This window comes from Haloferax namakaokahaiae (assembly GCF_042663225.1).
Taxonomy (GTDB): domain Archaea; phylum Halobacteriota; class Halobacteria; order Halobacteriales; family Haloferacaceae; genus Haloferax; species Haloferax namakaokahaiae.
The window spans coordinates 1,108,502-1,126,966 of sequence record NZ_JBHTAA010000005.1; the positions used below are offsets into that span (position 1 = coordinate 1,108,502).

Below are 18,465 nucleotides of genomic sequence, written 5' to 3' on the forward strand. Positions count from 1 at the left end.
TTTTCAGCACTTTCAATGGTTCAACAGCGGCCGATACCACTCAGTCAAACTTTATATACCAAAATCTGACAACACCGAGTATGCCTACCCATGGTGAGAATGAGGACTCGGAGCAGCCCACTCCGACCCTCGAATTCGGACCTGCCTCGACGCCCCACGAGGACGGTCACGTGCCCGCGCCGACCCCACCGGACGACCCGGCGGCGTGGTACGCACCCGACGTTCGAGCGCAGTACGAAGTCGCACCCGAGACGGTCGTCACCATCAGCGACGCCGACCACGGCTTCGACTACGACGTTCGAGAACCGACGCTCGGCCACAGGGAAGAAGCGGCCTTAGAGACCGTTCGAGACTACTTCTCGACGGTCGCCCGACGCCGACCGCTCACCCGCGAGGGTGCCGCAGAGCGGGCGAGTGCCGGACTGTCGCCGAAGTATCGGCGCGTCCTCGACAGATTACTGGACCTCTCGCCGAGCGCGCGACGACGCGTCGAATACCACGTCTTGGCCGACCTCCGGCTGCTCGGCGAGGTGACGCCGCTGGCGCTCGACGGGTCTATCGAAGTCGTCGATGCCGGCCGCGGCGACGGGAGCGAGCGCCTCGTCGTCCACACCGAGAACTTCGCGCCCGCGACGACGGCGTTCGACTCCGGCGTCGAGTTCGCCGACCGCATCGCCGCCGAGCGAATCGAAGACTACGTCGTCTCCTTCGCGGGGTACGACGTGGACGTCGTCGTCTACCGTGACCGCCTGCTCGGCGAGGACCGATTCGCAACGAAGTACGCGGTGCTCGAACCGGACTTGCTTCCCGGCGACGCCGAACTCATCGAGGAGTGCAAAGAGCGCATCTGGGAGGCGAACGTCGAGAACGTCGTCGCCGACCGTATCGACTTCGTCCGCGACAGAGCACGCGAGTTTCTCTCGCGGCGACTGACCGCCCGAAACACGAAAGCGTGGGTCGATGCGACGAAGTTCCGCATGCAGTCGGCGCTGTCGGAGTACGGTCTCGCGCTCCCGCCGGTGGACCGACGGTTCGCCGAAGACCGACTCGACGACCTCGTGTACTACGTCCTGCGCGACTACGTCGGCGAGGGGATTCTGACCGTTCCCATCCGCGACCCGAACCTCGAAGACATCGAGGCCAACCGCGTCGGCGAGCGCGTGAAGGTCATCCCGCGTGCGAGCGTGACCGGTCGCGGCGGCCTGCGCGTGCCGACGAACCTCGCGTTCGAGAACGAGACCGAGTTCACGAACGTCGTCACCCAACTCGCCGCGGCCGACGGCGTGGAGTTGAACGCCTCGAACCCGAGCGCGAAAGTCAACCTCCGGCCCGGTTCCGGAACCGGCGACGCGAGCGAAGTCGAAGAGACGATTCGGTGTGCGGTCGCACTGCCGGTCATCTCCGAAGGCGGCCCGCACGTCTCGATTCGCAAGCAGACCGGCGACGTGCTCACCCCGGTGGACCTCGTGGAGAGCGGGTCGCTCTCGACCGAACTCGTGACGCTCCTGTGGCTGTGTTACGAGCACCACCGCGTCGCGCTCTTCTCGGGGGCGACTGGTGTCGGGAAGACGACGTTAATGAACGCCCACATGCCGTTCATCCCGTACGACCACCGACCCATCAGCATCGACGAAGGGTCGCGCGAGGTCCACTTGCCGCACGAGACGGGCGTCTCGCTCACCACCCGCGACCACGAATCGGAGTACAAGCGCGTGTCGATGGCGGACCTGATGACGGAGGCGAACTACCTCAACCCCGACGTGGAGGTCATCGCCGAAATCAACACGCCGGCGTCGTTCGCAACGTTCGCCGAGACGCTCAACACCGGCCACGGCGTCATCGGCACGACCCACGCCGCCGACATCGAGACGCTCGTCAATCGCGTCATCGAGCAAGGCCTTCCGCCGTACCTCCTGCGAGAACTCGACCTCGTCGTCTTCCCGCACAAGGTCGATGGCGAGCGCTACGTCTCGGAAGTCGTCGAACTCGTCCCCGAGTCCGAGTACAGCGAGACGTGGGGCCGACGCGGCGTCATCGAGAAAGACGGCCGGACGCTCCACTGGAACTCCATCGCGCGTCGAAACCCGGACGGGTCGTTCGACCTCTCGTACGAGCACCCGCAACTCGGCGACGACCACCGACGACTCGGGCTTCGACTGTTCACGCGCATCGCCGACGCCACCGACCGCACCGTGGAAGATGTCGAACGCGAGTTCCATCGCAAGCACCGCTACGTCGAGTATCTGGTGCGCGAGCAGGTGACCGACGTTGGCCGCCTCTTCGGCTTCCTCTCCGACCTTCGGACCGACGAGGCGGCGACCGTCGAGCGCGTCCGTCGGAAGTTGGCAGAACGCGAGGCGGCCGATAGCGACCCATGAGCGGCGTCGAATCCACGGGTCGTAGCCGCGGGCAACGCGGCGGCAACGGGCCGACGCTGACCGTCCTCGACAGAGCGCTCTACGCGCTGTTCGCTCGCCACGCCGACGCCGACCGCCACGACAGAGACCGGCGACGCTACCGCGGGACCGACCTGCGAGTGAGCTTCGACCTCTTTCTCGCCCGCTCCTACGGCATCGCGTGGGGGACGGCACTCTTCGTCGCCATCCCCACCATCCTCGTCGTCTTGGCAATCGCAGACGGCACCATCGACGCGGTGCTGGGATTGCTTCGGACGGCCATCCCGCTGTTCGAACAGGTACAGATTCCCGTGCTCCCGCGACTCCCAATCGCCGTCGTCCTCGCCGCAGTCGTCGCGTGGGGCGTTCGTGCCGCGGTGCTCACATTCGCTGGGCGATATCTCGGGTGGCGCGCCTCGACTCGCAGAGAGAACATCGAACGCACCCTTCCGGGTGCCGTCCGCTACCTTCACGTGCTCTCTTCGGGGAGCGACGGCCCGCGCGAGATGCTCCGTCGCGTCGCCGAAACCGACGCGTACGGCGAATCGGCCGTCGCCTTTCGGAGCGTCCTCAACACCGCATCGCTGACCGGGAACGTCAACGAGGGGCTTCGCCGCGTCGCCCGCGACACGCCCTCCGAGGGGATGCTCGCGCCGTTCCTCCTCAAGTTCAGAGAACACGCCGGACAGGGCGAAGACGCCCTTCGGAACTATCTGCGGATGGAAAGTCGGATGCTCGGCCACCAGCAGGCCCGCGCCCGCGACCGAGCCGAGGGCTTTCTCGAACTGCTCGCAGAGCTGTTCATCGTCCTGCTCGTCCTGCCGTCGCTGTTGGTCATCGTCCTCACGGTGATGAGCGTCATCGCACCCGGTCTCTCCGAACCGGTGGTCACACCGCTCGGCCAGACGACGGTCCGCGGCGTGGTCGTCTACGCGAGTGCCGTCTTCATCATCGGCGTCGGACTGGGTGCGAGTATCCTCATCGCCGACTTGCGGCCGCCGGACCAGTCGATAGCGTACGCACGGCCCGAGCGCGTCCTCGCCGTCCTCGCCTCGGCGACGACCAACCCGGCGAGCGCGTCGGTCGTGTTCGTCCTCCCCGCACTCGTGGTGGCTGGATTGTCCGCCCTCGTCGGTGCCGACAGCGTGGGAACGGCGCTCGCGGGATACGTGTTCTACGCCGTTCCAGTCGGACTCGTCGGCGTCCGTCGCGCCCGCCTCGACGACGCGAAAGACCGCGAACTCAAGGACTTCGTCCACGCCGTCTCGGGGCACGTCAGCCTCGGGCGGCCGTTCGCGGCGGCGGTCGAACACGTCGCCCAAGACGTGGAACTCGGCCCGCTGAACGGCGACGTTGCGGACCTCGCGCTCAACCTTCGACTGACCGCCCCGAGCGCCGGAACCGACGTGAACCTCCGAACCGCGGCGCTCGAACGGTTCGTCGAACAGGTCGGCACGCCGATGGCAGAACAGACGATTGGACTCGTCGTCGGCGCGCTCGACGGCGGGAGCGACACCGGAACGGTGTTCGACACGTTGCAGGCCGAAATCGGGCGACTCTATCACGAGAAACGCGCGCTCCGGTCGAGTCTGCTCGTCTACGTCGCGGTCGGGTGGACGACGGCGCTGCTCGTCATCGGCATCACCGTCGCCGTCAACGTACACGTCTTCGACGGCTTTGCACAACTCTCGTCGCTCTCTTCGACGGGGTCGTTCGCCATCGACTCGGGCGCGGTGAACCTCTCTCGTGACAGATACCGAATGTACGTCGTCACGCAGGCGACGATGCTCGCCTCGGGGTGGTTCTCGGGGACCGCGAGTCGCGGCCGATACGAGGCGCTCCTCCACTCGGCGATTCTCGTCGTCGCCTGTTATCTCGTCTACGCGGGGGTGGGGCTGGTATGAACAGACGACGAAAAAGCGCCGCGTCGAAGTCGCGGACGCGCGCGCAGTCGAACGTCGTCGGCGTGGCGCTCCTGTTGGGAATCGGCGTGGTCGCTATCGGGCTGCTCACCGCGAGCGTCGGCGGACTCGTCGATGCGCAACTCGGTGCCGCGGACGCGTCCGCGACGGCCGACGGGTTCGCATCGATACGAGACAGCGTGCTCGCGGGGTCGAACACCACACACGCGGTTCGAGTCACCGACGGTGACGTTTCGCGGGTGGACAGAACCGTCCGCATTCTGCCGGAAGACGGAGCCAACAGGACCTACAGCGCGGACGGCTACGTGGTCGAACGCGGCAGTCACTCCGTCAGGTTCGTCTGCGGTGCCGTCGTTCGCGGGAGCCGAAACAACTCGTATCTGGTGACGCCAACTCCGATATCGCTCACCGACGACGCGGTGTTTCTCACGCTCCCAGTGGTCGAGCCGAACGCGACCGACGGCTTCGCACTCGGGTCGGCCTCCGGCGTTCGAGTCGAAACCGAACGGGAGGTGACTGACCTCCCGAGCGACGCCTACCGCGTCGCTATCGAGAGCGAACGGCCGAGCGCGTGGGAACGAACCTTCGAAGAACAGGGGTTCGAGGTTTCGAGAATCGACTTCGACGGTGACGGCGTCCCAAGCGTCGTCGCCACCCTCCCGGCGGACCGCACGCTCACGCTCGCGCGCTACGACTACGCGCTGGAGGTCGCCCGTGGCTGAGTCAGGTTCGAGGTACACCGCGGCTCCTCGTGGAGACTCACGGGCGGTCGTTCCGGTCGTCGGCAAGGCGCTCGAAGCCGCGATAGCGGTGCTGTTCATCGGTCTCTTGACCACCGTCCTCTTCGCCGGTGTCGTCCCCGACCATCGGGCGGCCGTCGGCGACGAACTCGCAGACCGAACAGTTGCGACTGCGGCCGACCAAATCGAGGTCACCGCAAGTGTCCCGCCCGCGGCAGTTGACGTGGACCACCGCGCTCGAATCGACGTTCCGCGGTCGATTCAGCGCGACCCGTATCGACTTCGGTACGTCGAAAACGGGACGCTCGGGACGGGCACGAACGCGACCGGACCCGTCGTCGTCCTCGACCATCCCGCCGACAGGTTGGAGAGACGAATCCCGCTCTCGCTCCCCGAATCGGTGAACGCGAGTGGCGAGTGTAACAGCGCGAGTGACTGCTTCGTCCGCGCCTCGCGCGAAGACGGCGGTGACGTAGTCGTCGAACTCACCAACGGAGGCGAGTCGAATGAAAACTAACGCGCCCGGGTCTCGCGCGCAGACGAACCTCGCCGGACTGGCGATTGCGCTGGTGTTTCTCACGGCCGCGACCGTCTCCGGCGTCGTCATCGCCGACAGAGCGTTGGTCGGCGCGACCGGCGACTCGCTCGAACAGCAGCGTGCCGAACAAGTTGCGACGGCGTTCGCCGACGACCCATCGCTCACCACGCCGGTCGGTGCGCTCGACGCGACGACGCTGAACGAGACGAACGTATCGACGCTCGAAACGTCGCTCCCCATTCTTCGCGGACTGGAGTTCCGTATCCGCGTGAACGGAACCGTCGTCGCCGAACGCGGCGACGTGTCGGGCGGGACCACGCTCTCGCGCGGTGTCGCCGTCGCAACCCCTCGAATCGAATCGGAGACGATTTCGCTGGACAGCGACGACTCGGCGAGCATCCCCGGCCGAACCGGTTCCGTCCGACTCGACGTTGACCCCGACCCCGACACCACCGTCGAGACGATTCGAATCAACGACCGCGTCGAGTTACACCGACCGACCGGTATCGAGGGAACGCACGTCGTCAACGTCTCGACCACTGCCCCGCCACTGGTTCGTGCCGAGGTGAACGGCTCGACGCCGACTGGGACGATTACCGTCGAAGCGACCGTCTACGACGTGGAGACGACGACGATGGAGGTGACCGTCGATGCCGACGCGTGAGGCTGACGGAGTCGCCGGCACCGCCCGCGGGCAACTGTCGTTGACCGTCGTCGAAGCCGCGATTGCGACGCTGCTCATCCTCGCGGTGACCGCTTCGTTCGCCTTCACGCCGTCGCCACCGTCGGAATCGACACTCGATTCGGAGGCGGCCAACGCTGCAGCCCTGCTCACGACCGTTCCGAACGACGGCACCGGAACCGTACTCGGGTCGGCGTGTTCCTCCGAAGCAGAACTCGACTCACGCGAAGACCAGCTCCGCTCGATTCTCGCGTCGAGTCTTCCCGATGGCGCGTTCGTCTACCTTCAGACGCCGGTCGGCACGGTGGGAACGCCACCACCGGACAGTGCACGGGTTGGGACGGCACCAGTCGTCGTCCCGGAGTGCTCTGCGACGCTGGAGGTGTGGTACCCGTGAGCCGTCGTCGGAACGGGGCGGACTCCGACCGCGGACAACTCGTCCTCGTCTCGGGTGCCGTCGCCGCCGTCGCACTGCTCGCACTCGTTCTCGTCCACGCCCAACTGGCTTACGCCCCGACCGAGGCGGCGACGTCCGCCAACGTCGATGAGATTTCTTCGGCGACCGAACAGTCGGTGGCGGCCGCGACGCTCGATGTGAGCGGGCGGTTCAGTTGGGGTGCACAACAGGCCGCAGTCAGCGACTTCACGTCCCGTCTCGACCCGTCCTTAGAGCGTATCGAACGCGCCTACACCGGCCCGGGCGGCGTCTCGATTTCGAGAAACGACTCCGCGGCCGCCGGGTGGGCGCTCTCGAACTGCCCGTCGGGACCGTATCGTGCGTTCGGCAACTGTGTCGCCGACGACGGCGTAGTCGTCCAAGACCGAGCGGGAGAGACGACGATCGTCGCCGTGCTCGTGGATATCGATATCGCCACGCTGGACCGACGAGCGGAGTTGACGCTCGCCGTTCGACCGGTGTAGACGCGGGCGACTCAGCCATGGCAATTGCTAACACCCTGCTCGACGTACTCATATACTGTACTCGAACCAGCGACGAAGGGGTAACACCGCCGGAGAGAGTGCACAGGAGAAACAGCGATGGCATCAGCAAGCACACCACCAGGGACACCCGAGGGGAACGAGCTCGTCGCTCGGCGCTTCCCAGAGGAAGTCGCCACCGAGGGGAACATCGACGCCATAGACGAGATTTGTACCGAGGATGTAGCCGACCACAGTCCGTTGGGAGAGACGAAGGGTCGTGAAGAACTCAAAGAAGACATACGAGGGCTTCGTGAAGCGTTTAGCGACTTTTCGGCAACGGTCGAAGACGTCGTCTCGAACGACGACCTCGTCGCCATGCACGTGACGCTACGAGGAACCCACGATGGTGAATTCATGGGCACCGAGGCGACCGGAAAGACGTTCGAAGTGGGGAACATGGTGTTCTCTCGCATCGAAAACGGCCTGATAGCCGAGCGGTGGGTCCAACCGGACATGCTCGGAATGCTCGACCAACTCGGTATCGTCGAAAAACCCGAGATGTGAGTTCACCGAACGCCCTTTTTTACGACGACTCCTCGACGAGCGGCATCGTGTAACAGACGGCAGTGCCTTCGAGGACGACCATGCCGTCGTCCCGGGTGACCGTCGTAGCGAGTTCGGTAATCGGCTTGTCCTCACGGACCGAGGTGACCTCGACTCGCCCGGTAATCGTATCACCGGGCCGGACCGGGGCGACGAAGTTCCAGTTGACGTTGAGGAACACCGTTCCGGGACCGGGAAGGTCTTCGGCGACGACGGCGTTGAGAATCGCGCTCGTGATACCGCCCTGGACGACGATTTCGCCGAACGACGACGCCTCGGCGGCCGCCTCGTCGTAGTGCAGCGGGTTGTAGTCGCCGCTCAGTTCTGAGAATAGTTCGATATACGTCGGTTCGATGGTGCGCGACCGTTCGGCGGATTGCCCGACGAAAGGAACACCACGTGGCCAGACCGTATGGGAGGTGTCGCTGTCGGCCATACCACGAGATTGGACTGCTACGAGCATAGCTCTGAAGGTCAGCGTCGTGAACCGTCGCTAGAACGAGAGACTGAAGAGAAGAACACAGACGGCCGGGCATCCGCCTGCGTCCTACGGACACTGGGGAAAATCCCCAATACGCAACCCAATGCAGGTAGTTACCTGCAATCGTGTTAATATACGCACGTGGTGAAATAGTTTTTGACTGTCACTTTTTGGTAGTGACTTCCACGGCAGGGAACGAGACTGATAGCACTCTGAGACCAGCGAACGGAGCCAACTCGGTCGGATACCGTCAGTCGGCGACGATATCGTCTTCGAGACTCGCAACGGCGGTCATCACACTCGTGACGTTCTCGTCGGCGACGTCGAACGATTCGAGTGTACTCTGCAGGTGGACCGCAGTTGCCTCGAAGTCATCGTGCGACAGGTCGAGGTGCGCGTGCGCCGCCTCCATATCTTCCCCGGTGTACTCGACTGGGCCGCCGGTGACAGAACTGAAGAACTGCACCTGGTGTGCGCGCAACGAGTTCATATCGACATCCTCGAAGTACCCTTGCAACTGCTCGTCTGCGAGCATCCGCTCGTAAAATTCGTCTACCACCGCGGAGAGTGCATCTTCACCACCGAGACGCTCGTAGAGCGATTGTTCTCCCGACATTAATCCCATATTTAGGCCAGCTTTGATAAGTCTTAACAAGTGTAATTTCATTGATTGAAACTATTTTATACCATTACGTGTCATATGTGTCTCACGTGTGACTTCGACCACATCGACTGCGTCACTGGGTGGGCGGCGTCGGTTACTCCTCCCAATTAGAAGCGCAACAAGTGCGGCGCGTGCATCGGGACAGCGACTACTCGGGAGAAGAAAGCGGTCTGGCGGAGGGTGGTGAGTCGTGCACGGAATCATTCTCAACAAATTGAAAGACTTCGTCGTCGAGACGTACGACCGAGAGACGTGGACGACGTTACAGCGAGAGGCCGGACTCCCCGGGCGGCTCTACGTTCCCGTCGAAGAGTACCCCGACGAGGACGTATTCGCACTCCTCGAGACGGCGTCTGAACTCACCGAGATACCGGTTCCCGAACTTCTCGAAGCGTTCGGCGAGTACTTGGTGCCGCCCCTGCTCGAAACGTACGGCGTCCACATCGAACGAGACTGGACGGGACTCGAACTCATCGCCAACATCAAAGCGTTCCACCTCGCCCTGCGGGAGAAACACATCGCAACGTACACACCCCCGAAGGTGCAAACTGGATGGCGAGACAGCGAGACGGTGAGCGTCGTCTACCGGTCCGAACGGCAGATATGCCACCTCGCGCGTGGGCTCATCGTCGGCGTCAGCGACCACTTCGACGAACCGTACGAAATCACCGAACCGACGTGCATGCACGACGGAGACGGGCAGTGCGAATTCCTGGTGCGACAGGTCGCTGACGCCTGACTCTCGCGCGTGTGGTCGAAGAAGTGACTTTTTCGATGGGGCTGAACCTCGGCGGCAGACGCCGAATCCACTCAGTCGAATAACAGCTTAGACGCCAAAATTGGGCATTTATCGGCGCTTAACAGACCATATAATGACAATCCGATCTGTATATCAGAATGTCAATATTGTGCGAAGATTTATGGTTTCTGCAGAGACATTCGGGGCATATGGTAGATATTCGCAGGGCGCTTCTACCTAGATTCATACGCCGACGGTACTCGCTTCGATTCGGAGCGAAACTAGGCATTATCGGCGTCGCCACCGGTGGGGTGGCACTAGGAGTGGGGCAAGCAACGGCGTACCAGATACCGACAGACCTCGTCGCCGCGGCGGTCGGCGGCGTCGTCGTCAGTGGCGTTCTCGGCGGGTTGATGGTCCGAAGTACGATGAAATCAGTCCGGTCCATCCACTCGAACACCGAGACGATGCGCGACGGAAACTTCGACGTCGAGTTCGAAGAGGACCGCATCGATACGGTCGGTCAACTCTCGACGTCGCTCGCTGGTCTCCGCGACGCCGTCGCAGAACGACTGAACCAGCTGTCGGCCGACCACGAACGACTCGAAGCGAAGCACCGGGAACTCGAAGCGACCGCGGACGAATACAGCGAGGACCTCGAAGCGGTCCGCGAACGGTTGGAGTCAGTCCGGCAGGAACGCGAGCGACTGAGCGCGGAGAATGAAGAGTTGAAAGCCATGGCGATGGAGTACGCCTCCGTCCTCGAAGACGGTGCCGCTGGCGACCTCTCACAGCGGATGGACGAAGACGTCGAGAACGAAGTCGCCGCACGATTCGCCGCGCAGTTCAACGAGATGATGGACGAGTTCGAGCAGACGATGGTCGAAGCCGACAACTTCGCCAAGGAGGTTGCGACGCTCAGTAACGAAGTGACCGTCAGCGCATCCGAAGTTCGTGAAGGGAGCGAGCAGGTCTCCGGAAGCCTCCACAGCATCTCCGACGTCGCAGAGACCCAGTACGATAACCTAGAGTCGGTCGCGGTGGACATGAGCAACCTCTCTGCCACCATCGAAGAGATAGACGACTCTTCGAGCGACGTCGCACAACTCGCCCAACAGACCGTCGAAACGGGTCGGGAAGGGCGACAGGCGGCGACGGAAGCCATCGAGGGGATGAAAGAAATCGAGCGGGAGTCCGTCGATACGGTCGAAGAGATAGAGCGACTGGAGTCCGAAGTCCAGCAGATCGACGACCTCATCGACTTCATTCGAGAGATTGCCGAGCAGACCAACATGCTGGCGTTGAACGCGAACATCGAAGCGTCGCGCGCCGGCGAGTCCGGACAGGGCTTCGCAGTGGTCGCCCGCGAAATCAAGGAACTCGCCGAGGGGACGAAAGACGCCGCGGCGGACATCGAAACGCGACTCGAAGAGATTCAGTCCCAGACCTCGCACACGGTGGAAGAAGTGCGCGAGACCCGCGAACAGGTCGCCCGACACACCACCTCGGTGGAAAACGCCGCCGACGCGCTCAATCAAATCGCCGAGAACGCACAGGAGACCAACTCCGGCGTGCAGGAGATTAGCCGGGTGACGAGCGAACAGGCGGACGCGACACAGACGGTGCTCGAATCGGTCAACGACTCGACCGAAATCAGTGCCGAGACCGTCGAGGAGGCGTCGGAGGCTGCAATCGGTGCTGAGGAACACACGCGCGCACTCTCCGCAGTTTCAGAACGGTCGAGCGCACTTGCGACCCAGGCGAATCGCCTGAACGAGGCGCTCGGTCAGTTCACGACGCAGATGGCGGACAGCCCCGACGAAGAGCTGTTCTTGGAAGACGAAGCAGCGTTCCCAGACGAAGAGCAGTTCGTAGACGGTGCGGAGTTCCCAGACGAAGCTGAGCTCTCAGAAGAATCGGAGTTGCCAGACGACGCTGAGTACCCAGACGAAGTCGAGTTCCCAGCAGACGAACCAGAAGCGAACGAGAACGACCCGCTCGCGGCGGACCCACTCGAAGCCGACCCGCTCGACGAACCGGTGGCCGACGACGAGACGTTCGATTTCGAAGACGTGTCCGACGACCCCCTCGACTTCGGTGGCGAACCCGACGAAGAGGCCGCTGCATCGTCAGAGACTGACGACGGGAGAGCACAGGAGTCGCACGTAGACAGCACCGCAGAGTGATGATGGATTCGAAGCCAGCACAGCGCGTTCCCGAGGGAGGGTCTCGATGAGCGAAGGGTCGATTGGGATGGAAGACAGCGAGCCAATCCCCCCTGAGTCGGTCATCGAATTTCTCGAATTCGAACTCGATGGACACCGGTACGCGCTGGAGGTGGGCCGAGTCGGGCAGGTCGTCTGGCGACCGCCGACGACCCGCGTTCCGAACGCTCCAGACGGCATCTACGGGTCGGCGAGCATCGAGGGCGACGTGGTCGTCGCCGTCGATACGTACGCGGTGGTTGGCTCCACCCGCCCGTTTTCGGACCCGAAAGACGCCTATCTCATCGTATTGGACCGCGGCGAGACTCCCCAGCCCGTCGGGCTACTCGTCGAAGCGGTCGATGGTATCGATCGCCACCACGTCGAGACGGTGTCGCCGCCGAGTGAGGACGTGGCCCCGTTGGACGACCACTGGTTCCGAGCCAGCATCGTCTCCGAGACGGGACCGGATATCCCCGTCTTCGACAGCCATCAACTCCTCGCTGCACTGCAGTCGGCGACCACACGATGAGACGGATGACGCACGCAGGCCACGACAGACGAACACAATCGAATCAACACTCACGGAGGAAGCACACATGTCAATTGGAATTCTAATCGTTGACGACTCGAACTACATGCGGAGTCGGCTGAAGAGCGCGCTCGACGACGACGCGTACGAAATCGTCGCCGAAGCACAGAACGGTGCGTGGGCGGTCCAGAAGTACAAGGAACACGGCGAGGACATCGACATCGTGTTGATGGACATCGTGATGCGGAAGGCGAACGGCGTGAAGGCGACGGCCGCCATCAAACATCTCGACAGGGATGCCCGCGTCATCATGTGCACGAGCGTGGGCCAGCGAAAGAAGATGGACCTGGCCGCCCGTGCAGGCGCGGACGGCTACATTACGAAACCGTTCGACGACGAAGAGATTACCAAAGCGATTCAGAGCATCCTCGCAGACCCAGCATGAGTCACCCAGTCGAATCGACACTGAACACGTGTATCGACGGCCGGAGGAGACCGCCGTGAGCCGCGACGACGAGTTCGTCCGCGAGGCACGGGCGTCCCTTCGGCGACTGACGAACGGTCTCGTCGAACTCGAACGAGACGGCAGTAGCCGCGAACTCGTCGATGAGTTGTTCCGAACGGCGCACACGCTGAAAGGCAACTGCAGCATGGCCGGGCTTGCGGGCGCGGCCCAACTCGCCCACGCACTCGAAGACTTCCTGAGCGACCTTCGGGATGGCTCGCTGTCGCCGAACCCGGACCTGATAGACGCCGGACTCGCCGCCGCCGACGATATCGATGCGATGCTCGACGAGTGGAGCGACCACGCATCCGTGGAAACGACGCCCGATTCCTCGGCGTCGATGCTTCGAGCGGCGATGGAACGACACCGAGACGAGTCGGCAGATACTGGGGCGACAGCTTCCAGCCCCGAGACGCCCGACTCCTCGGCGTCGATGCCGGCGGACCTCGAAGACGAGTTCGACTCCTCGGTCGTGGACGCACTCGAATCCGCCAGCGGGTTCGACGACCTCGAAGGTCTCTTGGCCGAGATGGACGACTCCGACGTGGACGACCCCGGGGTGGACGACGACCCAGACCGGTGGGGAACGTTCGATTCGTCGGGCGATGCCACGTCGGAAGCGCCCGCGGACGAGACGCCGAATGTCGGGGCACAGCCGAACGTGACGAACGACTTCGAGGCCATCAAGAACGACGTCCAGCGCGACGACATCTCGGACCTCGACCGCGAACTCGTAGACGTCGAATTCGGCGAGTTCGACCACGACGACGAACTTTCGATACAGGACCTCATCGAGGGAGAACTCGACGAAGAAGACCCGCTGGCAGAGGCTGACGACCGACCGGTTGAGGGAGACATTCTCCCAGCCGACGACACACAAGCGTCGGGGTCACCGTCCACAGACTCGTCCGGGCCGACCGACGCTATCAGTCCAGCAGACCTCGGATACACCGCCTCCGACGAAGCGACCGCAGACGACGCATCGACGCCGGGCGGTTCCCCAGCCGTCGATGCCGACGAGACCGCAGCGCCAGCGGACGCCGCGACCGCCGATACCGAAGACGAGAACCCGTTCGAGGGTGCCGATATTATCGACCCCGACGAACCGCGGGCCGACACGGCAGTCTCTGCAGACGGCGACGTGCTGGGTGAAGACGGTTCGAATGCGATTACCGCCGAGAGCTTCGACTTTTCGAGCGACCCCGCGCCGCTCGACGACGAGGAGCCGATGGAGATAGAGAGCGAAGTGGACGACGAATTCGACATCTCGTTCCCCGACGGCGAGACGTTCGGTCCCGGGGGCGACGACTCCGAAGGTGACGCAGACCCGGAGGAACCGGAACTCGAACCCTCCGAAGACGCGTTCGACCTCGTCCAAGACGTCGAACTCGCGGGTGACCGCCCAGACGAAGAAGGTGGACTTCGGGAGGGAGTGCCGCGCTTCCCGGACGAAGACTTCGGTCTCTCGGATTCCGACGCGGCGGACGAGACGGCACTCGACACTGACTTTGCCGTCAACGACTCGGAAGAGTTGGCTGCCGACTCGACGGCCGACGAATCCGCCGAACCCGGCCTTGCCGAAGTTGACCTGCCCGACATCGACGAACTGACCGGGTCTTCACTCGAGACGGACTTCGATGCCACCGAGTCGGCTCCGGAGATATCGTTCCAGCGCGACGAGGACACGATGGCGTTCGAATCCCGGTTCGCCGAACGATTCGGAAGTCGAGGTGACGACGACGAGGTACCGCTCGTGCAGGCGGCGGCCGCGACCATCGAAGAGAGTTCGCTCGACAGCGCGAGATACCAACCGAGTCGGCCAGTCGAGTACCCAATCGAGTTCAACGAGTCGAGCGAGTCCGACCAGATACAGTCGCTCACCGTCGATGTTCAGAGCGCGGACACGCTGTTGAACCTCGTCGAGGAACTGTCGCTGATGCAACTGCGCATCAAACAGGGAGACGAGGCTGACCTCGACGAGCAACTCGCCGCGATGGAGTCCGTGACGGGCGACCTCCGGCGCGCCGTGATGAACCTCCGTCTCATGCCGCTTTCGACTGCGACCGGTGGTCTCCAGCGGGTGGTGCGCGACATCGCCCGTCAACAGAACAAACAGGTCGCGTTCGACGTCTCCGACGACGGCGTTCACCTCGACCGGAGTATCGTCGAGAAACTCGGCGACCCGCTGGTCCACCTCGTCCGCAACGCCATCGACCACGGCATCGAACCGCCCGAAGCGCGCAGACGGCAGGACAAACCGCCGGAGGGGAGTATCGAACTTCGCGCGTGGCGTGACCGCGAGCGCGTCGTCATCGAAGTCGAAGACGACGGCCGCGGGATTAGCGCGGCGCGAATCCGACAGCAGGCAATCGACCACGGAATCGTCACCAGAGAGCGAGCAGAGCAACTCTCGCTCGACGAGGTGTACGACCTCGTCTTCGAACCCGGCTTTTCGACGGCCGAAGCGGTGACCGACGTGAGCGGTCGCGGGGTCGGGATGGACGCCGTCAGGCGTGCTGTCAACTCCATCGAAGGGACGGTGGGAATCACGAGCGACCCCGGTTCGGGGACGACCGTTCGCATCCGCCTGCCCGTCTCGGTGGCCGTCGCAAAGATGCTCTTCGTCGGCGTCGGGTCCGAACAGTACGCGATTCCGGCGAGCGTCGTGGACGACGTCGAACACGTGGACGAGGAGGCGCTCACCGATGATGGCCTGGTCACCGTCGAGTGGCCCGACCAGACGGTGGACCGACCCGACCAGATTCCGTATCGACACCTCGGAGCGGCGTTGGGCGTCGAATCCGACGACGAGCGCGCTCGTATCGAACCGTCGAGCGCCGCCGACGAGAGCGAAGAGAGACCCGTGCTCGTCCGACTCGACCCGGACACGCGCGAACTCGCGTTCCTCTGCGACGAGGTGGACGACGCCCGCGAAGTCGTCGTCAGACCGTACGAGAAACTCCTCGGCGACGTGCCGGGGATGAGCGGTGCGACGATGAGCGGCGACGGAACGCTGGTGAACATCATCGATGTGACCACACTATGACCGAAATGAACCAAACGACCGACAACCAGCATCGGATCGACATCGAGAAACTCGGTGTGTTGAACTACCTCGGCGAGTTGGGCGTCAGCGGCGTCGAGTCTCGACTCGGAAAGCTAGCCGGCAAGCAGACCGCCGTCCGGTCTGACGTCGTCAAAAGCGGGTACGTAGACGAATCGAGCGTCGAGATGGCCTTTCCCGCCGAGAAGCGACTCGGCGTGCAGGTGAGCCTCAACGGCGTTCCGCACGGCTGTATGCTGGTGTTGTTCCCGCCGGTGAGTGCGAAACGTGCGGTCCGGATGATGCTCGAAGACACGAACGAGGACGTCACGAACGTCTCGAACGACATGATGGTCAGTTCCATCGTGGAACTCGGCGGCATCGTGGCGAACGGCTTTCTCGACGCGCTCGCGGACACGTTCGACCAGCACATCGCCACGTGGCCGCCGGTCACCCAGAACAACGAACTCGACCACATCATCGAGCAGGCCATCACCGACGAGACCGACCAGGGACTCTACCTCGAATCGACGTTCCACATCACGAGTCACGGCATCGAAGTCGAACTGTACATGTTCCCCGAGAACGGGATTTTCGTCGAGATTCTGAACAGAATCGACGTGGAGACCATCGCGGGTGTCGAACGGCGATGAAACTAAACGTCAACGCACTGGGGACGTTCTACGAGATGGCCCGCGAGGGTGCCGGGCTGGCGGCCGCTCGGCTGAACTCCATGTCCGAGTTCGATAGCCGCGTGCGGGTCACCCGACTCCACTTCACCCATCGCTCGAAGGTTCGAGACGAACTCGACGACGGCGGCGAGAAAGTCGGTATTCGAGTGACGCTGAACGGCGGTCTCGCCGGAACCTCGCTCCTCCTGTTCGACCGCGAGAGCGCGATGCCGGTCGTCAGAGAACTCATCGACGACGTGGACGAAGAACCGACCAACGAGTTGGCGACGAGCGCCGTCATCGAACTGTGTCACATCATGAACAGCGGGTTCGTCGATGGCTGGGCCGACGTGCTCCAAGCCGAAATCGACGTCGCCGCCCCGGAGTACGTCATCGGCGAGTCGGCCACGGAGTTCATCGACGAGGACGAGTTCGCCAACATGCACGAGGAGTTGGCACTGCTGTTTCAGAGTCAAATCGAGACGAGCGGGACCGAGTTCGGGTTCGAACACTACCTCATCCCCGAGCACGAATCGATCGCTCGCCTCTTCGAGACGCAGTCCGCGGACGACGGTATCGAGTACGAGAAACTCACCGGATTCGACCAGATGGCCCAACACGGTGCGACGCGCGTGGCGGACAACCTCACCCGGATGACCGGCATCGAGATGGGCGTCGATATCCGCCGTATCAACTTCATCTCGCTCGATGCGATTCCGGAGACGGTGCCGAACGAACCGCTCGTCAGCGTCGCGTTCAGTTTCAGCGGGACGCTCGGCGGCTACCTCCTCTTCCTGTTCGACCCCGAGTCGGCGAACAAACTCGTCGATGCGACGGTCGGCGACTCGCCCGGTGGTGGCTTCGGCGCGTTCGAACAAGATGCGATAAAAGAGTTGAGTAACGTCATGACGAGCGGCCTCCTCGACGGCTGGGCGAACATGCTCGATGCGACCATCGACCACTCGACACCCGCCTACAGCCACGACATGGGTGCGGCGGTCGTTGACCCGCTCATCGTCGGTCTCAGCGAGTTTCAGGAGTTCGCCTTCGTCTTCGATACGCGCATCCACGCGCTCGACACCGAGTTCGACGTGGACATCTACGCGATCCCCGACGAGAACGACCTCGAAGCGGCACTCGACACGCTCGATGCGAAACGCATCGACGAGTCGCTCGAACACGACGTGGAGGACACCGAGTTCAAGACCGAGGAGTTCGACGAAGACGTCATCAAAGAGATTGCCGCCGGCACGTTCGAGGAGGTGGATAACCTGTGAAGACGTTCGATTTCGGGTCCGAAGAAGAAGAACAGGCACGCGAGCGCCGACTCGTCGGCGTCTCGGGCTACCACGTCAGCGACAACGGTGAGACGCTCATCGCCTACGGTCTCGGCGCGTGCGTCGCCATCGTCCTCTGGGACACCGAGAGCGCCGTCGGCGCGCTGGCCCACACGCTCTTACCGCGACAGGACGACGGTCTCGGCGCGTCGTCCGGCAAGTACGTCGATGCGGCGATTCAGACGATGCTCCGCGAGATGGTCGAAGCCGGTGCGGGCTATTCGTCTATCGAGGCACGACTCGTCGGCGGCGCGGACATCTTCGAACTCACGGCGCTCGGAAAGGGCGTGGGCGAGAAGAACCTCGCGGTCGCCCGCGAGGAACTGGCGCGACTCGACGTGCCCGTCGTCGGCGAAGCGACCGGCGGCGAGCACGGCCGGACCGTCGAGTTCGACACGGCCACCGGCACGCTCGAAATCTCGACTGCGCACACAGAAGACGTCGAACTGCTGTAACTGATTTTCGAGGCACGCCACGGCGCGTGTGA

18 protein-coding genes are annotated in these 18,465 nt (G+C 63.4%); 16 read left to right on the forward strand and 2 right to left on the reverse strand.

Translation table 11 applies throughout. From position 1 onward, the window contains the following. The first annotated feature begins 80 nt into the window (after nucleotides 1-80). From ACFQJC_RS13310 to ACFQJC_RS13345, 8 genes are all read left to right on the forward strand, one after another. The gene (locus ACFQJC_RS13310; RefSeq protein ID WP_390224257.1) at nucleotides 81-2,378 is read left to right on the forward strand and encodes a type II/IV secretion system ATPase subunit; all 2,298 of its coding nucleotides are present in this window, start codon (nucleotides 81-83) and stop codon (nucleotides 2,376-2,378) included. Then, complete coding sequence (locus ACFQJC_RS13315; protein ID WP_390224259.1) at nucleotides 2,375-4,300, forward strand: type II secretion system F family protein; 1,926 nt, start codon at nucleotides 2,375-2,377, stop codon at nucleotides 4,298-4,300. The genes ACFQJC_RS13310 and ACFQJC_RS13315 overlap by 4 nt, the downstream gene beginning before the upstream one ends. After that, the gene (locus tag ACFQJC_RS13320; protein ID WP_390224261.1) at nucleotides 4,297-5,040 is read left to right on the forward strand and encodes a DUF7289 family protein; all 744 of its coding nucleotides are present in this window, start codon (nucleotides 4,297-4,299) and stop codon (nucleotides 5,038-5,040) included. Before ACFQJC_RS13315 ends, ACFQJC_RS13320 begins: the two co-directional genes overlap by 4 nt. After that, on the forward strand, nucleotides 5,033-5,575 hold the full coding sequence (locus ACFQJC_RS13325) for a DUF7266 family protein (protein ID WP_390224263.1): 543 nt from the start codon (nucleotides 5,033-5,035) through the stop codon (nucleotides 5,573-5,575). The genes ACFQJC_RS13320 and ACFQJC_RS13325 overlap by 8 nt, the downstream gene beginning before the upstream one ends. Next, nucleotides 5,565-6,260, forward strand: coding sequence for a DUF7263 family protein (locus ACFQJC_RS13330; protein WP_390224265.1), 696 nt, complete (start codon nucleotides 5,565-5,567; stop codon nucleotides 6,258-6,260). Before ACFQJC_RS13325 ends, ACFQJC_RS13330 begins: the two co-directional genes overlap by 11 nt. Beyond that, entirely contained in the window at nucleotides 6,247-6,675 is a 429-nt protein-coding gene (locus ACFQJC_RS13335; protein ID WP_390224266.1) for a DUF7262 family protein, read from the forward strand. Before ACFQJC_RS13330 ends, ACFQJC_RS13335 begins: the two co-directional genes overlap by 14 nt. Beyond that, nucleotides 6,672-7,199, forward strand: a complete 528-nt coding sequence (locus ACFQJC_RS13340; RefSeq protein WP_390224268.1) for a DUF7261 family protein — start codon at nucleotides 6,672-6,674, stop codon at nucleotides 7,197-7,199. The genes ACFQJC_RS13335 and ACFQJC_RS13340 overlap by 4 nt, the downstream gene beginning before the upstream one ends. A 117-nt stretch (nucleotides 7,200-7,316) precedes the next feature. Beyond that, the gene (locus tag ACFQJC_RS13345) at nucleotides 7,317-7,763 is read left to right on the forward strand and encodes an ester cyclase (RefSeq protein WP_390224270.1); all 447 of its coding nucleotides are present in this window, start codon (nucleotides 7,317-7,319) and stop codon (nucleotides 7,761-7,763) included. Between the two features lie 19 nt (nucleotides 7,764-7,782). Here ACFQJC_RS13345 and ACFQJC_RS13350 read toward each other — a convergent pair whose 3' ends face one another. Both ACFQJC_RS13350 and ACFQJC_RS13355 read right to left on the reverse strand, forming a co-directional pair. Next, nucleotides 7,783-8,238: a MaoC family dehydratase gene (locus ACFQJC_RS13350; RefSeq protein WP_390224271.1), complete on the reverse strand. Its 456-nt coding sequence runs from the start codon at nucleotides 8,236-8,238 to the stop codon at nucleotides 7,783-7,785. A gap of 295 nt (nucleotides 8,239-8,533) precedes the next feature. After that, nucleotides 8,534-8,899 (reverse strand): group I truncated hemoglobin, encoded by a 366-nt coding sequence (locus ACFQJC_RS13355; RefSeq protein ID WP_390224273.1) that lies wholly within the window; start codon nucleotides 8,897-8,899, stop codon nucleotides 8,534-8,536. A gap of 238 nt (nucleotides 8,900-9,137) precedes the next feature. Between ACFQJC_RS13355 and ACFQJC_RS13360 the strand changes: the two genes are divergently transcribed. The 8 genes from ACFQJC_RS13360 (at nucleotide 9,138) to ACFQJC_RS13395 (ending at nucleotide 18,433) form a co-directional block, all read left to right on the forward strand. Next, nucleotides 9,138-9,686 (forward strand): heme NO-binding domain-containing protein, encoded by a 549-nt coding sequence (locus tag ACFQJC_RS13360; protein WP_390224275.1) that lies wholly within the window; start codon nucleotides 9,138-9,140, stop codon nucleotides 9,684-9,686. Between the two features lie 323 nt (nucleotides 9,687-10,009). Next, nucleotides 10,010-11,872: a methyl-accepting chemotaxis protein gene (locus ACFQJC_RS13365; RefSeq protein ID WP_390224277.1), complete on the forward strand. Its 1,863-nt coding sequence runs from the start codon at nucleotides 10,010-10,012 to the stop codon at nucleotides 11,870-11,872. Nucleotides 11,873-11,918: 46 nt separating this feature from the next. Next, nucleotides 11,919-12,422, forward strand: coding sequence for a chemotaxis protein CheW (locus ACFQJC_RS13370; RefSeq protein ID WP_390224279.1), 504 nt, complete (start codon nucleotides 11,919-11,921; stop codon nucleotides 12,420-12,422). Between the two features lie 67 nt (nucleotides 12,423-12,489). Beyond that, complete coding sequence (locus ACFQJC_RS13375; RefSeq protein WP_390224280.1) at nucleotides 12,490-12,867, forward strand: response regulator; 378 nt, start codon at nucleotides 12,490-12,492, stop codon at nucleotides 12,865-12,867. A gap of 55 nt (nucleotides 12,868-12,922) precedes the next feature. After that, nucleotides 12,923-15,973: an ATP-binding protein gene (locus ACFQJC_RS13380; RefSeq protein WP_390224282.1), complete on the forward strand. Its 3,051-nt coding sequence runs from the start codon at nucleotides 12,923-12,925 to the stop codon at nucleotides 15,971-15,973. Continuing rightward, complete coding sequence (locus tag ACFQJC_RS13385) at nucleotides 15,970-16,623, forward strand: chemotaxis protein CheC (RefSeq protein ID WP_390224284.1); 654 nt, start codon at nucleotides 15,970-15,972, stop codon at nucleotides 16,621-16,623. Before ACFQJC_RS13380 ends, ACFQJC_RS13385 begins: the two co-directional genes overlap by 4 nt. Next, nucleotides 16,620-17,918 carry a chemotaxis protein CheC gene (locus ACFQJC_RS13390; RefSeq protein ID WP_390224286.1) on the forward strand — a complete coding sequence of 433 codons (1,299 nt, stop codon included), beginning with the start codon at nucleotides 16,620-16,622 and terminating at the stop codon, nucleotides 17,916-17,918. Before ACFQJC_RS13385 ends, ACFQJC_RS13390 begins: the two co-directional genes overlap by 4 nt. Continuing rightward, complete coding sequence (locus tag ACFQJC_RS13395; protein ID WP_390224288.1) at nucleotides 17,915-18,433, forward strand: chemotaxis protein CheD; 519 nt, start codon at nucleotides 17,915-17,917, stop codon at nucleotides 18,431-18,433. The genes ACFQJC_RS13390 and ACFQJC_RS13395 overlap by 4 nt, the downstream gene beginning before the upstream one ends. The last annotated feature ends 32 nt before the right edge of the window (nucleotides 18,434-18,465 follow it).

Bases quoted from the DNA above. Each gene is read 5' to 3' on its own strand.
- ACFQJC_RS13345 (WP_390224270.1), top strand. From the start codon at position 7,317: ATGGCATCAGCAAGCACACCACCAGGGACACCCGAGGGGAACGAGCTC.
- ACFQJC_RS13315 (WP_390224259.1), top strand. From the start codon at position 2,375: ATGAGCGGCGTCGAATCCACGGGTCGTAGCCGCGGGCAACGCGGCGGC.
- ACFQJC_RS13355 (WP_390224273.1), bottom strand. From the start codon at position 8,899: ATGTCGGGAGAACAATCGCTCTACGAGCGTCTCGGTGGTGAAGATGCA.
- ACFQJC_RS13335 (WP_390224266.1), top strand. From the start codon at position 6,247: ATGCCGACGCGTGAGGCTGACGGAGTCGCCGGCACCGCCCGCGGGCAA.
- ACFQJC_RS13320 (WP_390224261.1), top strand. From the start codon at position 4,297: ATGAACAGACGACGAAAAAGCGCCGCGTCGAAGTCGCGGACGCGCGCG.
- ACFQJC_RS13375 (WP_390224280.1), top strand. From the start codon at position 12,490: ATGTCAATTGGAATTCTAATCGTTGACGACTCGAACTACATGCGGAGT.
- ACFQJC_RS13390 (WP_390224286.1), top strand. From the start codon at position 16,620: ATGAAACTAAACGTCAACGCACTGGGGACGTTCTACGAGATGGCCCGC.
- ACFQJC_RS13350 (WP_390224271.1), bottom strand. From the start codon at position 8,238: ATGGCCGACAGCGACACCTCCCATACGGTCTGGCCACGTGGTGTTCCT.
- ACFQJC_RS13385 (WP_390224284.1), top strand. From the start codon at position 15,970: ATGACCGAAATGAACCAAACGACCGACAACCAGCATCGGATCGACATC.
- ACFQJC_RS13330 (WP_390224265.1), top strand. From the start codon at position 5,565: ATGAAAACTAACGCGCCCGGGTCTCGCGCGCAGACGAACCTCGCCGGA.
- ACFQJC_RS13310 (WP_390224257.1), top strand. From the start codon at position 81: ATGCCTACCCATGGTGAGAATGAGGACTCGGAGCAGCCCACTCCGACC.
- ACFQJC_RS13370 (WP_390224279.1), top strand. From the start codon at position 11,919: ATGAGCGAAGGGTCGATTGGGATGGAAGACAGCGAGCCAATCCCCCCT.